Below are 14,055 nucleotides of genomic sequence, written 5' to 3' on the forward strand. Positions count from 1 at the left end.
AATGTAGGAGCAGCCTTGTGCTGCGAAGCGCCGCGCGGCGGCGCTCGATCTCACAGGCGCCAAACAACCCAAGGCAAGCACCTAGAGCCCAACACGCAACCTGGGCGTATGCTCCACCAGCGTCCGGGTATAAGCATCAACCGGCCGCCCAAGCACCTGTTCGGCAGCCCCCTGCTCCACCACCCGCCCCTGGCGCAACACCAGCACCCGGTCGGCAATCGCCCGCACCACCCCAAGGTCATGGGTGACGAACAACAAGGTCAGCCCCTCCCCCTGCAATCGCTGCAACAATGCCAGAATCGATGCCTGTACCGACACATCCAGCGCCGAAGTAATCTCGTCACACACCAGCAACTTCGGCTCGCAGATCAATGCCCGGGCAATCGCCACGCGCTGGCGTTCCCCACCAGACAAGCTATGCGGATACAAGTCGGCCACACGCGCCGGCAGCGACACCCGCTCCAGCACAGCCTCGACCCGCTGACGCGCTTCACCGCCGCGTACCCCAAAAAAGTGCGCCAACGGCGCGCTGAGCGTTTGCCCGATCGTCTGCCTTGGGTTCAAAGCCCGATAGGGGTTCTGGAACACATACTGGATCTGGTGACGCAGCCGGGCATCGCGTTCGCGCGCGGCAAACGCCAAAGGCTCGCCGGCGTAGCTCATTTGCCCCTGAACGTTTTCGCCCAGCCCGGCGATGGCCCTGGCCAGGCTGGTCTTGCCCGAACCCGACTCGCCCACCAGCGCCAGGCACTCCCCTTGCCCCACACGCAGGGAAACATCGAACAGCACCTGCCGATCGTAAGCGACATCCAGCCCGCGGACCTCCAGCAACACCGCTTCGCCCGGCGCCGCAACAGCCTCGACAGCCGCCTCACCGAGGGGCAGCGGCTCCCGGTGCGGCACCAGGCAGGCCACCCGATGCCCGCCTTCATGCGCCAGCAAAGACGGCTCGATCACTGAACACTCTGCACGACGCCTGCCGCAGCGCGGCGCAAACGCACAGCCGTCCGGTCGCTGCCCTGGTGCCGGGGCATGCCCGGCAATCGCCTGCAACGGCTGGCGCCGGGCAATGTCGGGAATGGCCGCGAGCAAGGCGCGGGTGTAGGGATGCAGCGGTGCGCGAAACAACGCCTCGCGCCCGGCCACCTCCACCAGGCGCCCGGCGTACATCACCATCACCCGGTCGACCAGGTCACGCACCACCGCCAGGTCATGGGTGACGTACAGCGCCGCCACACCTTGGTCACGGCACAGGCGCTTGAGGGTCTGCAGCACATGGGCCTGGGTGGTCACGTCCAGTGCCGTGGTGGGCTCGTCGAGTACGATCAGCTTTGGCCGCAAAACGAACGCCAGCGCCAGCATCACCCGCTGCTGCTGCCCGCCAGACAGTTGATGCGGGAACCGCCGCAGGAAGGCGTCCTCATCCGGCAGCCCCACATCCAGCAGGGTTTGGCCGATGCGCTGGCGCACCGCTTCACGCGACAACGCGGGCTGGTGCGCCAGCAGGGTCTCACGCAACAAGGCCCCCAGGCGCAGCGCCGGGTTCAGCGCCGTGGCCGGGTCCTGGGCCACGTAGCCGACCAGCCCGCCACGGGCCAGGCGCAAGGCCTCGCCTTCGAGTTCGAGCAGCGATTGCCCGGCCACCACCACGTGCCCGCCAACAATACGCGCACCTTGCCGGGCATGGCGCAGCAACGCTGTGGCCAAGGTGGTCTTGCCCGAGCCGGACTCGCCCACCAGGCCAACAATTTCGCCTGCTGCAAGGCTGAACGACACCTCGGCCAGCACAGCGACCTGCCCGGCCAACTCTACCCTCAGGTCGCTGACCTGCAACACTTCACTTGCCACATTCAACAGCGCGCTCATGGCTGCTTCTCCCCGATCCGTGCACTGGCCCGGCCAATCCCTTCGGCCAGGATGTTGGTGCCATAGGCAAACACGCCGATCAGCAGTGCAGGTGCCAGTACGGCCCAAGGCTGCACCAGCAGGCCGGCCTGGTTCTCGTTGATCATCAGGCCCCAGTCCGCCGCCGGCGGTGCCACCCCGTAGCCCAGAAAGCTCAGGCCGGACAGCATTCCCACCGCCCAGGTCAGCATGTTGCCGAAGTGCACCAGCAGGGGCGTGAGGATGTTCGGCAGGATTTCCTGAAACAGGATGCGCCAACGCGGGTACCCCATCATCTGCGCCGCCTCGACGTACTCCTGCCCGGCCACCGCCACGGCACTGCCGCGGGCCAGACGAATAACCCCCGGGGTAAAGGCAATGGCCACGGTCAGCACGATCAGCCAAGGCGCCCGACCGAGCATGGACACGATCAGCAGCACCAGGATCAGGTCCGGAAACGCCAGCGATACGTCGGCCGCCCAGCTGATCGCCTGGTCCAGGCGCCTGCGCGAGAACCCGGCCAACAGGCCCAGGCTGCCGCCAACCAGCAATGCGAGGGTGGCTGCTGCCACCGACATCCACAGCACCGACAGGCCACCGCTGAGCAACCGTGAGAGCAGGTCGTGGCCCAGAAAATCGTGCCCCAGCGGCGCCCCGGCAGCCGGGGGGCCGTACACCGGCCCGACCATCGCCGTGGGCGCATGGGGTGCCAGCCAAGGGCCGAAAGCGGCCAGCAGCGCCACCAGCAAGGTGATCACGGCGCCACGCCGCACCTGTGGGTCGGCCAGCCAACGGGATTCAATCATGGGTCGCCTCCTGGGCAGGGGTGCTGCGCGCACGTCGCCACCAAGGGCGAATGCCGCGCCGGATACGGCGGATCATCCGCACCCGGCGCGCGGTGCGCAGCTTGGGGGTGAGCAATACGGTCAGCAAGTCGGCCAGCAGGTTGATCAGCACCACCGCCAGGGTAATGACCAGCACCACGCCCTGGATCATCGGCAGGTCGCGCATCTGGATCGCTGCGTTCAACGCCGTGCCGATACCCGGGTAGCTGAAGATCACCTCGGCCAGCAGCGCGCCGCCGACCAGCGTGCGCAGCGTCAGCGCCACACCCTGGATCGCCGGGGTCAGGGCATTGGGCAACGTGTGCCGCCAGACGATGCGCCGCTCGGGGATGCCCCGCAAGCGCGCGGCGGTCACATACTCGGACTCCAGCGCCTCGATCATCGAAGCCCGCACCATGCGCGTGAGGTACGGCAAGGCCGTCAGGCTCAGGGCCAGCACCGGCAGCACCAGCGACGGCCACTGCTGCCACAGCGGTAACTGTGGGTCGAGGATCGACACCGCCGGCAGCCAGCCCATGCCCGGCATGGAAAACAACAGCACCAGGCCGATGGCCAGCAGAAACCCCGGCGTGGCCTTGAGCAGGATCAGCGCCGACAGGCCCCAGCGGTCCAGCCGGCTGTCTCGCCGCAGGGCCAGGCTCACCCCCAGCAGCAGGGCCACCGGCACCACCAGCGCCAACACTCCGACCAGCAGGGCCAGGGTGTGGCCCAGGCGGCCGAACAGTAGCTGCGCCACCGGTACCTGTGAGTCCAGCGAAATCCCCAGGTCCCCGCGCAATGCTGCGCCCAGCCAGCGCAGGTACTGCACCAGGATCGGCTGGTCGAGGCCCAGTTGCCGTTGCAGGGTGAGGATGCTTTCCAGCGGCGCATCCGGGCCGAGAATCACCCGCGCCGGGTCCGAAGGCAGCGCCTGGGTGGCGATGAACACCACCAGGCTGATCACCCAGGCGGTCAGCAGCCCATAACCGAGGCGGCCGATGAACCAGGCCAGCCAGGCCGGCGTGCGGGGCGTGTGTCGAGGATCAGGCATTGGGGTTCAACCAGAGTTCGTCAAAGCGCCAGGAGGCGAAGGTGGTCTGTTCCGGGGCGAGCCCGCCAACCTTGGCCGACGCTGCATCAAGCACGTCGGAAAAGCCCCAGATCAGCAACCCGCCACGTTCGTGCTGGATGGTTTGGGCTTCATGGACCAAGGCCGTGCGCTGCGCCAGGTCGGGTTGGGCCAAGGCCTGCTGGAACAGTTCGGTAAAGCGCGGGTCGTGGAAGTTGCTGCGGTTGTAGATGGCCTGCGGTGCATCGTTGTGCAGCGCCGAGGCAAGAAAGCCGCGCGCCGGGGTCGAGCCCGGCGACAGCTGCCATTGCTCGCGTTGCGGGCCATTGAAGACTGAGCCGTCCACTTGATTGACCTTCACCTGCACCCCGGCCTTCAACGCCTGCTGGGCAAACACCAGCGCGGCGTTGACGCCAGGCCCTGGCGTGGTAGTCAGTTCGACGCGCAAATCGTCCTGCCCCGCCTGGCGCAGCAGCGAACGGGCCTGGTCCAGGTCGTACGGGCGCTGGGCAATGGCGTGGTTGTAAGTGGGGTCATGGGGCGAGTACAGGTCGTTGGCCATCCGGCCAAAGCCATTGAGCCCACGGGCCACCAGTTCCTGGCGGTCAGCCAGCAGGCGAAACGCCTGGCGCACCCGCACGTCCTGGAACGGCGCCTTGGCCAGGTTCAGGTTGAAGCCGGTGAACGAGGTGCTCGGCGAGGCATACAGGCGCAGCCGTGGGTCGGCCTTGAGCAACGCACTGTGCTCGGCCTGCACACCACTGGCCACGTCGATCTGCCCGGCACGCAGCGCTGCGGCCCGCGATACCTGGTCCTTGAATTCGATGATTTCCAGCTCGTCCGCATAGGGGCGGTTGGGTTTGTAGTAGTTTTCAAAACGGGTGTAGAGCGAGCGCTGGCCGGGTATGAAGCTTTTCAGCCGGTACGGCCCCGCACCCACCGGGTTGGTCACCGGGTGGTAGTCGGTGGGCACGATGCCGCCGAAGCTGATCAGCGTTTCATCCAGCGGGTAGAAGCTTTGCCCCTGCTTGAAACGTATTTCAATGGTGCGCTCGTCCAGCTTGCGCAGGGCCTGCCGATCGATAGCGCCGACCAGCCCGGCGAAGGGCGAGGCCAGTTGCGGGTCGGTCAGGCGCAGGATGGAAAACAGCATGTCGTCGGCGGTGATGCTTTTGCCGTGGTGAAACTCCAGCCCAGGCTTCAGGCGGATGGTCCAGGCGCTGGCGTCGGCATTCGGCTCGGCGAACTCGGCCAGTGCCAGGCGCGTACTGACGTCGGCGTTCCATTCCCAGAATTTGGCGTACAGCGCCCAGCCGCGGATGATGCCGCCGCCCACTGGCTTGTGCGCATCAAGGTTGCCGGCCTGGTCGCCATCGATAATGCCCACCCGCAAGCGCCCACCGCGCACTGGCGTGCCCGGCAGCGCCGCACTGGCGGCCGCCGGCGCGCCGCTGTCGCAGCCACTGAGCAGCCCACCGCCGAGCAGCAGGCTGCCGCCAACGGCCAGGCTGTTGCCGAGAAACACCCGGCGCGAAAACAGCTCGCTCATCACCCTCTCCTTACGCCGGTTGCGCCACGCCAGGCTTGCTGACTGCGCCCAGGCGCGGCACCTCGAAGCCATGGTCCAGGTCCAGCAGCGGGAACAGCAGGTCTGCCACCCGGTGCGCCTCATCGATCAGCGGGAAGCCCGACAGGATGAATGCCGACGTGCCCTGGGCCTCGTATTCACGGATACGCTCGGCGACCTGCGCGGCGCTGCCGACCAGGTAAGTGCCGGCTGCCGGGCCGAGGATGTTGAAGCCGAACAGGCTCGGGCCCAACCAGACGTTGGGGTAGATCTCCAGCTCGCGGGCCGTGGGCAGGCGCCCGGCGCGGATGCTGTCGAGGTTGCGCTGGATGCGCGGGTCGTCGCTGACGTAGCTGTCGAAGGTTTGCCCGGGGGGCAACTGGCGTTCGATGGCCGCGCGCGCGGTGGCCAGCGAAGTGCGTTGCAACAGGCGATCTGCGTGGGCCCAGGCTTCTTCCTCGGTCTCGCGCACGATCACTTGCAGGCGGGTGCCGTAGGTCAGTTCGCGGCCGATCTTCGCCGCCTCGGCCGCCACCCGGCGGAACTTGTCACCAAGCTTTTGCGGGGTGTCAGCGAAGCTCAGGTACACGTCCAGCAACTGCACCGAGTGGGCCACGCCCGGTGCCGAGGTGCCAGCGCCCCACAGCGGGATGCCGGGCTTTTGCTTCGGTGGGTGCCACCCGCCCAGCGGGTGATGGGCTGCGGCGGGCGAACGGGGTGACAGCTTGACGTAGCGGCCGTCGTAACCGGCGGTTTCACCCGCGTAGAAACTCTGGAACGCGCGCCAGTATTCCAGGCTGAAGTCGTAGCGCTCATCGTGCGGGTAATGCACGCCGAGGGTGGCCAGGCCGGCGTCGTTGCCGTTGACCACGTTGAACAGCAGGCGGCCGTTGGAGAACTGGTCGAAGGTGAGCGCCCATTTGGCCAACACCGCTGGCGACAGCTCGCCCGGGTGCTGGGCGACCAGAAAGCGCAGGCGCTTGGTGGCGTCGATCAGCGCTGCCGATACGGCCAGGCTTTCGTTGGGGCTGGAGCCGAGCAGCGAGCCGTAGAAGCCCAGGCGGTCGGCGGCGATGGCCAGTTGCTTGAGGTGTTCGAAATCGGTGTGCCAGCGGCCCTCGGGTTCCCAGGGATAGGGGCCGTCGGGGGTGGTGAGGTACCAGAGGATTTTTACTGCCATGGGGCGGGTCCTTGCTTGGAATGGTGGATCAGGCTGCCAACGCGGTCCTGTAGGAGCAGCCTTGTGCTGCGAAGAGGCCGGTACTACCGATGCAGACGCAGTGCCTGGACTGGCCCTTTCGCAGCACAAGGCTGCTCCTACAGGGTGCGTGGGCGGGGCTGAAAACGGGGTCAGTTACGCCGATCGATGCCAGGCACCAGGCCCAATTCGGTAGCGCGGTCATACAACCCGCTCATCTTCCACTGCTGGGTCAGCACCCCCGGCCCGTAAGGCCGCGATCCGCCCAGGGCATCGGCCAGCAACTGGATCTGCGCGCCCTCCTCCAGCAACAGGATGAACTCTGCCGTGGCCCGCAGCCCCTGCTTGCCCCACACCGTGGAGCCGCCGTTGGCTTCCAGGATGGCCAGGTTGAACGGGTTCTCGGCGATCTTGTCGAGGATGAAGTCCACCTCGGCCTGGCGCCGGTCGATGTACACCGGCAGCTCGCGGGCCAGCTGGTAGCGCTGCACCGGCACGTAGTGGAACGGCAAGGTGCGGTGGGTTTGCGCCCAGGCGCCCAGGTACGGGCTGTGCACGTGCGACACGGTGCTGACGTCGGGGTGGGTCTGGAACAGCTTGGTGTAACGGCCCAAACCGCCTTTACCCTTGCCGACGATGACGTTGCCGGCAAAGTCGGTGACGGTGGCCTGTAGTGGCTTGCGGTGGTTCCACGGGCCGCCGTAGTTCACCGACACCAGCAACTCTTCACCCGGCACACGCTCGATGAAGCCGACCGTGCCATTGGCGGTAATGGTGTTGGTCTCTCGAAATACGCTGAAGGCTGCTTCGGCTTCGGCCACTACCTGGTCGATGAAGGCTTGCAGTTCGGCAGTCACGGGGCGTTCGTTGATCAGTACGGTCATGTTCAATCTCCAGTCAGGTCAGGCGCGGCGTTGGGCCAGCAGTTCATGGGCAGCTTGCAGAGGCCGCGGGTCGACCCAGTCGGCGATGTCGAAATCGGCTTCGAGGAAACCGTGCAGGTACAGGAAGTCCTTTTGTGTGCCGAGGAAGGCCAGGCGCTGTGCGGACAGGTCCGGCGCCAGCGTGGTGTGGAAGTCACCGCGGTAGGCCTCGGCCACGCCCTGGCTGCCCGCGCGGGTTTCTTCTTCGAGGATGCTGTTGAGCGCAGCACGGTTGCCGGCTGCCCACTCGGCGGCACGCAGGGTCTGGGCAAGGAAGCGCACCACCAGGTCGAAATGGTTGTCGAGCAGGCGTTGATGCACGGTGATCGGCCGTGGGGTGCCGTTGTTGATGCGGTGGCGTGGGTCGGCCAGCAGGTCGAGGTCGACGCCGACCACCAGGCCCAGCCGGCGTGCGGCATCAGCGGCGGCCGCGCCTTTCACGTACACGGCATCGACTTCACCGCGCGCCAGGTACTCCAGGCCCGACCATAGCCGCTGCAAGCCCAGCTCCGGGGTGGCGGCAGTGGCCTGATCGAGCAGGGCCACTTCCACCAGTTGCACGTCATCCAGGTGCAGGCCTGCCGAGGCCAGGGCGCCTTTGTAACCGTGAAGGCTCATGGCCCGGGCAATGCTGCCTGGCCGGCTGTCGCCCCAGGCCGGCAGGGCCAGGCGCTTGCCGCGCAGGTCGGCGGCGCTGCGGATGCCGGAATCCGGGCGAACCAGGATGGTTTGCCATTCCTCGATCCAGGTCAGGCCGATCAGCCGGCTGGGCGAGCCGGCCGCACGTGCCGCCAGCGCCGGCACGTTGCCGCCTTCGCGAAACAGCCCGGGCAGCTGGTGATCGTAGTGGTGATGGCCAAGTTGGCGGGCCTCCTGAAGCGTCGAAACAGGCAAGCCATCGGCGGCGAACTCCTGCTCCAGCCAGCCGAGCTTGTAGGCCAGGCCTGAGGCGGTGGGCACAGGGCAGCGGGTGAACCAGATGCGTTCCAGGGCGGAGGGGTCGTCCGCCAGGCGTTTTGCTGTAGGGGTTGCGAAGGTCATGGGAAGCTCCTTGGGCGTCGTGCAAGCACCATTGCAGTGTGCGTGCCAACCGCTGGAGGCCTTGAATTGCCTGGGATTGGTTGTTTCGCCAGGTGGCCGGGTGCTTGGCTGGGAGCAGGATTGCGGGTGGGGTGCTGCCAGATCAGCAGGGAGGCTGCTGCTGGGGCAGCAAAGGGCTTTGGAAGCCGCGCAGGATGGGGCCTGAAGAGGGGTGGCAAAGATATTGCTCTAGGGATTGGGACCGCGGTGTGGCCATTCGCGGGTGAACCCGCTCCCACAGGCACCGCGCAAAGCTCATGCACTGCGGTCCCTGTGGGAGCGGGTTTACCCGCGAAACAGGCGCACTGGCCCCTTCAGACATACCCGAGACCTCTCCATGAGCGCCATAGAACCCTCCCCCGCCCGCCGCCTGACCAGCGAAGCAGAAGCCATCGAAACCGCCCGCCAGGTCGCCGCGCACATCGCCGAGCTGGCCGCCGACCCGCGCAACAACGGCCAGCTCCCCCACCGCCAGGCGGAGCTGTTGTCCAGCAGCGGCCTGACCGCCATCGCCGTACCGGCCGAGTTCGGCGGCCTCGGTGCCTCGGTGCAGACCGTGGTCGAAACCGTGCGCCTGATCTCCACCGCCGACGGCGGCGTCGGCCAGTTGCTGCAGATTCACAACGTGATGCTGCGCGGCATCTTCACCGGTTACCCCGAAGAAGTACGCGACCGGCTGATTGCCGACGTGCTCGCCGGCAAGCGCTTCGGCAACGCCCTGGCCGAAGTCGGCGGCAAGAACAAGTTCGCCCTCAAGACCCGCGTCGAGCGCCGCGCCGATGGCCAGTGGGTCCTCAACGGCAGCAAGTTCTACTCCACCGGCTCTTACCTGGCCGAGTGGATCTCGTTGACCGCCGCCAGCGAAGACGGCGGCGTCGGCGTGCTGCTGCACCGCGACGCCCCTGGGCTGACCCTGGTGGACGACTGGCAGGCGTTCGGCCAGCAGAACTCTGTAAGCGGCACGGTAAACTTTGACAACATCGTGCTCGACGAGCGCTACCTGACCCGCCGCAGCGGGCCGATGAAGCGCACCGGCCTGACCTTCCCGCAGATCCTCCACGCCGCCATCGATACCGGCATCGCCGCTGGCGCATTGCAGGCGGCTGTCGAGTACCTGCGCGAGCATGCCCGGGCCTGGGTGGAAAGCGGCGTCGAACGCGCCAGTGACGAGCCGCATGTCATTCGCCAGATCGGTGAGTACGCCGTGGCGCTGCGCGGCGCCGAGTCGGTACTGCGCGAGGCGGCGCGGGTGTTCGACGACCACGAGCGCGACCCGGAGAACAAGGCATTGCAGGATGAGCTGATCCTGTCCGTGGCCACCGCCCGTGCGCATTCCGATGCGGCGTCGTTGAAGATTTCCAGCGACCTGTTCTCGCTGCTGGGGGCCAGCGCTTCGCTGAGCAAGTGGAACCTCGACCGCTTCTGGCGCAATGCCCGGGTGCACACCACCCACGACCCGATCCGCTGGCGGCTGCACAACGTGGGCAACTACTACCTGAACGGGGCCGACCCAGGGGAGTACACGGCGGTGCTCAATGCCAAGGAAACCCAGGGCGCTACACGCCGTTGAATCCATTTGGGGCCGGGGGGCGCGTCGCGCCCCATTCGCGGCACAAGGCCGCTCCTACAAGGGCGGCGTCGCATTCTGATCGAGCATCTACATGAACCACCCGCTTCTTCGGGCATTGGCCATCTACCGCGAAATGCCTTGGCGCTTCACGCTGGTCGCTGCCTTGTACATTGCCGGCAACCTCGGCCTGGCCTGGCAGCAGTGGCTGATCGGCCATGCGGTCGATGATGTCAGCGCCGGCCGCGCCGTACTGCGCCAGGCCGACGGCAGCCTGGACGCCAGCGTGGCCTGGCACTGGTTGTGGCTGCTGCTGGCCATCGCCCTGGGCCGCGGCCTGCTGCAGTATGCCGCCGCCGTGCTGTCGCTGGTGCTCAGCCAGGCCCTGCTCACGCGCCTGCGTGAGCGCATCCTCAGCCAGGTGCAGCGCTTGCATCTGGGCTACCACTGGCACCACGGCATGGGCGAACTGGTCACCCGCACCACCCGCGATGCCGACAAAGTGCGCGACGCGCTGATCACCTTCTGGCGGCAGATCATCGAAACCCCGCTGGTGGTGATCGTCGCGGTGGGCCTGCTGAGTTGGTACGACCCGCTGCTGGGGCTGGTGCCACTGCTGCTGACCGGCGCCGGGTTATGGCTGTTCGTGGTGCAGACTGATCGCCTGGTCACACTCGACCGCGCCGTGGGCGCCGCCTATGACCAGGTCAGCCAGGACCTCGCCGAAGGCATCGGTGGCGTGCGGGTGATCAAGGCATTTGGCCTGGAACAGCAGCGCATTGCCCGCTTCGCCCGGCAGGTCGAGGTGTTCACCGGCCATGCCCGCGCCGCCCTTGCCTATGCCAGTTCGCGCATTCCGCTGCCGCAGGCGGTGGTGGCGCTGGGGCATGTGTGGATCCTGGTGTACGGCGCCCACCGCGTGGCGGCCGGCGCACTGGGCATCGGTGAGCTGGTCACCTCGCTGCTGGTGGCCACCACGCTGGTGTTCCGCATCGAAGGCATTGGCCGGGTGATGCAGACGTTCGCCGATGCCCGCGCCAGTGCCGAACGCATCTGGCAGCTGCTGGACGAACGCCCGGCCATCGTCGGCGGCCATGCCACCCTGCCCGCAGGGCCGTTGGGGCTGAAGCTGAATCAGGTGCAGGTCAGTGCAGCGGAGGCTGGCCGGCCTATCCTGCAAGACTGCTCGCTGACGCTGTTGCCCGGTGAGGTGGTGGCGCTGGTCGGCGCCACCGGCACGGGTAAAAGCCTGCTGGCCAGCCTGCTGCCACGTTTGGCCGATGTGCAGCACGGCAGCGTGCAGGTGGGTAGCGATACGGCTGGCTGGCACGACGTGCGCGACCTCGACCTAGCCGACCTGCGCCGCCGCGTGCAAGTGCTGCCGCAGGAAAGCTTTCTGTTCTCCGACAGCCTGGCCGCCAACCTGCGCCTGGCCGCACCGCAGACCAGTGACGCCCAGTTGCGTGAAGGTATGCGCCTGGCCGCTGCAGAGGACGTGCTGGAACGCCTGCCCCACGGCCTCGACACGCCGCTGGGCGACCGCGGCGTGACCCTGTCCGGCGGCCAGCGCCAACGCCTGTGCCTGGCCCGCGCGTTGCTCGGCGCACCCGACATCCTCTGCCTGGACGACGCCACCAGCGCCCTGGATGCCCTGGGCGAACGCCAGGTGCTGCACAACATCCGCCGCCTGCACAGCGCCAGCGGCCAAGGCCCGACCTTGCTGCTGATCACCAGCCGCCTTTCCACCCTGCTGTTGGCCGACCGCGTGCTGATGCTGGAAAACGGCCGCATCACTGCCAACGGCAGCCATGCCGAGCTGTGCGCGAACAACGCCCATTACCGCGACTTGCTGGGGATCGACCATGACTGATGCGCAGCACACCCCCGCCAGCGATATCGACATCGAACAACGCCTGGCCCGCCAGGCGCTGGACCGGGGCATGTTCCACCGTTTGCTGCCGCTTTTGCAGCCCATTCGCGGGCAGATCCTTGCCGTGATCGGCATCGAGCTGCTGCTGGTATTTACCGTGTTCCTGCGCCCGTGGTTCGTGCGGGAGCTGCTGGACAGGGGCCTGGTCCCCAGCGCCGACCACTGGCTGCTCGACGAGCGCCTGGTGCTGTGGTTGGGCCTGGGGCTGGCCGCGAGCTGGCTGGGGCGCTTTCTGCTGGCCGGGGTGTCGCAGTTCATTGCCGGGCGCGCAGCGATCGGCGTGCTCAACGCCCTGCGGGTAAAAGTGTTCGCTCATGTGCAGGCGCTGTCGGTGAGCTACTTCGACCAGACCCGTGCCGGGCGCATCATTTCCCGTGCCGACCGTGATGTTGATGCGCTGGAGCCGTTGCTGGTGCAAGGCCCGCCCGAGCTGCTCGGCGCCCTGCTGCGCTGCGGCCTGGCAGCGGTAATGCTGTGGCGCATCGACCCCAGCTTTTTCTACAGCCTGGTTGCCACGGTACCGCTGCTGGCCGTGGCCACCTGGCGCTTCAAGCGGGTTTCGCAGCGCAACTGGGCCAAGGTGGCCGAGCAGCGCAGCCGCTTCACCGCCCACTTGGTAGAAAGTGTGAGCGGGGTGCGGCTGATCCAGCAATGCGGGCAGGAGCAGACGAACCAGGCACGCTACCGGCGCCTGCTGGAAGACTTCAACCAGGCGCTGATCCGCGGCAGCCTGCGCGCCGGCTGGTTCGCCCCGTTTACCGCATTGCTCAGCACCGCCGGCATGGCCGTGCTGTTGCTGGTCGGTGCCCATGGCCTGGCCGAGGGCAAGGTCAGCGTGGGCCAGGTGGCCGAGAGCCTGTTCTACGTGTTCCTGTTCCTTGGGCCGCTGCAAGAGCTGTCGGACCTGTTCGAGCGCTACGCCACCGGCAGCGCTTCAGCCCAGCGCATCTTCCTGTTGCTCGACACCCGCCCGCAAGTGCTCGACCCGCCAGCGCCACACGCGCTGACCAGGGCGCGTGGCCAGGTGGACTTCGACGCAGTTGGTTTTGCCTACACGCCAAACAGCTCGCGCCCGGTGATCGACGGGCTCGACCTGCATATCCGCGCCGGCGAAGTGCTGGCCATCGTCGGCCCCTCGGGGCATGGCAAGAGCACCCTGGTGCAATTGCTGACGCGCTTCTACGAAGTGCAGCAAGGCGCCGTGAAGCTGGACGGCATCGACCTGCGTGCGCTGGCCCAGCACGACCTGCGGCGCAACGTGGGTGTGGTGCTGCAGGACAACGTGCTGTTCAGCGGCAGCATCCTCGACAACCTGCGCCTGGCCGCACCAGCTGCCAACGATGCACAACTGGTGGCCGCAGCCCGTGAGCTGGGTGCAGACGAGGTGCTGGAGCGCCTCCCGCAGCGCTACCACACCGAAGTCGGCCCGCTGGGCGCGCACCTGAGCCATGGCCAGCGCCAGCTGGTGTGCCTGGTGCGGGCCTACCTAGCCGACCCGGCGGTACTGGTGCTGGACGAAGCCACCTCGGCAGTGGACGTACACACCGAGCGGCGTATCCAGCGCGCGCTGCGCAGGCTGTGCCAGGGGCGCACGGCGATCATCATCGCCCACCGCCTGGCGACCATCCGCGATGCCGACCGGATTGCCGTGGTGAAGCATGGGCGGGTGGTGGAACAAGGGCCGCATGCCGATCTGATCGGGCGTAGTGGTGCTTATGCAGCGTTGTACGAAGCGTATCTGCGCAGCGCCGGGGAGGTTATGGCCGAAGTGTAGGGCGTGAAGATTGTTGCGCCTGGGCGATCGAGCGCCGCCCGCGCGGCGCATCGCGAGCTGCGCTCGCTCCTACGTTTGTTTCGGGCCAATTATTCCTGTGGGATTTGTGCGCGACCGCTTTTGGGCTCGGCTCGATATCGCGTCCTGCAAACCAGGCGGTCGCGCGCGCCTGTCACAGGCGTTACTGGCCCGAAACAAACGTAGGAGCGAGCGCAGCTCGCGATGCGCCGCGCGGGCGG

10 protein-coding genes are annotated in these 14,055 nt (G+C 67.2%); 3 read left to right on the forward strand and 7 right to left on the reverse strand.

Annotated features, from left to right (window positions below; genetic code table 11):
* Positions 1-81: 81 nt before the first annotated feature.
* The 7 genes from ABOC32_RS21635 to ABOC32_RS21665 form a co-directional block, all read right to left on the reverse strand.
* Positions 82-1,866 carry a dipeptide ABC transporter ATP-binding protein gene (locus tag ABOC32_RS21635; protein WP_426808795.1) on the reverse strand — a complete coding sequence of 595 codons (1,785 nt, stop codon included), beginning with the start codon at positions 1,864-1,866 and terminating at the stop codon, positions 82-84.
* The gene (locus ABOC32_RS21640) at positions 1,863-2,690 is read right to left on the reverse strand and encodes an ABC transporter permease (protein ID WP_086976367.1); all 828 of its coding nucleotides are present in this window, start codon (positions 2,688-2,690) and stop codon (positions 1,863-1,865) included. The genes ABOC32_RS21635 and ABOC32_RS21640 overlap by 4 nt, the downstream gene beginning before the upstream one ends.
* Complete coding sequence (locus tag ABOC32_RS21645; RefSeq protein ID WP_426808796.1) at positions 2,683-3,759, reverse strand: ABC transporter permease; 1,077 nt, start codon at positions 3,757-3,759, stop codon at positions 2,683-2,685. The genes ABOC32_RS21640 and ABOC32_RS21645 overlap by 8 nt, the downstream gene beginning before the upstream one ends.
* Entirely contained in the window at positions 3,752-5,326 is a 1,575-nt protein-coding gene (locus tag ABOC32_RS21650; protein ID WP_426808797.1) for an ABC transporter substrate-binding protein, read from the reverse strand. Before ABOC32_RS21650 ends, ABOC32_RS21645 begins: the two co-directional genes overlap by 8 nt.
* A 10-nt stretch (positions 5,327-5,336) precedes the next feature.
* A complete protein-coding gene (locus tag ABOC32_RS21655) occupies positions 5,337-6,524 on the reverse strand; it encodes an LLM class flavin-dependent oxidoreductase (RefSeq protein WP_426808798.1) in 1,188 nt (395 codons plus the stop codon).
* 170 nt (positions 6,525-6,694) lie between these two features.
* Positions 6,695-7,426, reverse strand: coding sequence for a class II aldolase/adducin family protein (locus ABOC32_RS21660; RefSeq protein ID WP_426808799.1), 732 nt, complete (start codon positions 7,424-7,426; stop codon positions 6,695-6,697).
* Positions 7,427-7,444: 18 nt separating this feature from the next.
* Entirely contained in the window at positions 7,445-8,506 is a 1,062-nt protein-coding gene (locus tag ABOC32_RS21665) for an ABC transporter substrate-binding protein (RefSeq protein WP_426808800.1), read from the reverse strand.
* 376 nt (positions 8,507-8,882) lie between these two features.
* Here ABOC32_RS21665 and ABOC32_RS21670 point away from each other — a divergent pair, with 376 nt between their 5' ends.
* The 3 genes from ABOC32_RS21670 to ABOC32_RS21680 all read left to right on the forward strand — a co-directional run bounded on the left by ABOC32_RS21670 (position 8,883) and on the right by ABOC32_RS21680 (position 13,816).
* Positions 8,883-10,115 (forward strand): acyl-CoA dehydrogenase family protein, encoded by a 1,233-nt coding sequence (locus ABOC32_RS21670; protein WP_426808801.1) that lies wholly within the window; start codon positions 8,883-8,885, stop codon positions 10,113-10,115.
* Positions 10,116-10,206: 91 nt separating this feature from the next.
* On the forward strand, positions 10,207-11,982 hold the full coding sequence (locus ABOC32_RS21675; RefSeq protein ID WP_426808802.1) for an ABC transporter ATP-binding protein: 1,776 nt from the start codon (positions 10,207-10,209) through the stop codon (positions 11,980-11,982).
* On the forward strand, positions 11,975-13,816 hold the full coding sequence (locus ABOC32_RS21680) for an ABC transporter ATP-binding protein (RefSeq protein ID WP_426808803.1): 1,842 nt from the start codon (positions 11,975-11,977) through the stop codon (positions 13,814-13,816). The genes ABOC32_RS21675 and ABOC32_RS21680 overlap by 8 nt, the downstream gene beginning before the upstream one ends.
* Positions 13,817-14,055: the final 239 nt, after the last annotated feature.

The organism is Pseudomonas sp. WOUb67, from assembly GCF_050058005.1.
Taxonomy (GTDB): domain Bacteria; phylum Pseudomonadota; class Gammaproteobacteria; order Pseudomonadales; family Pseudomonadaceae; genus Aquipseudomonas; species Aquipseudomonas putida_R.

What these genes read in the sequence shown, in the direction of transcription:
- ABOC32_RS21635 (WP_426808795.1), bottom strand. Translation starts at nt 1,866, where the DNA reads ATGAGCGCGCTGTTGAATGTGGCAAGTGAAGTGTTGCAGGTCAGCGAC.
- ABOC32_RS21640 (WP_086976367.1), bottom strand. Translation starts at nt 2,690, where the DNA reads ATGATTGAATCCCGTTGGCTGGCCGACCCACAGGTGCGGCGTGGCGCC.
- ABOC32_RS21645 (WP_426808796.1), bottom strand. Translation starts at nt 3,759, where the DNA reads ATGCCTGATCCTCGACACACGCCCCGCACGCCGGCCTGGCTGGCCTGG.
- ABOC32_RS21650 (WP_426808797.1), bottom strand. Translation starts at nt 5,326, where the DNA reads ATGAGCGAGCTGTTTTCGCGCCGGGTGTTTCTCGGCAACAGCCTGGCC.
- ABOC32_RS21655 (WP_426808798.1), bottom strand. Translation starts at nt 6,524, where the DNA reads ATGGCAGTAAAAATCCTCTGGTACCTCACCACCCCCGACGGCCCCTAT.
- ABOC32_RS21660 (WP_426808799.1), bottom strand. Translation starts at nt 7,426, where the DNA reads ATGACCGTACTGATCAACGAACGCCCCGTGACTGCCGAACTGCAAGCC.
- ABOC32_RS21665 (WP_426808800.1), bottom strand. Translation starts at nt 8,506, where the DNA reads ATGACCTTCGCAACCCCTACAGCAAAACGCCTGGCGGACGACCCCTCC.
- ABOC32_RS21670 (WP_426808801.1), top strand. Translation starts at nt 8,883, where the DNA reads ATGAGCGCCATAGAACCCTCCCCCGCCCGCCGCCTGACCAGCGAAGCA.
- ABOC32_RS21675 (WP_426808802.1), top strand. Translation starts at nt 10,207, where the DNA reads ATGAACCACCCGCTTCTTCGGGCATTGGCCATCTACCGCGAAATGCCT.
- ABOC32_RS21680 (WP_426808803.1), top strand. Translation starts at nt 11,975, where the DNA reads ATGACTGATGCGCAGCACACCCCCGCCAGCGATATCGACATCGAACAA.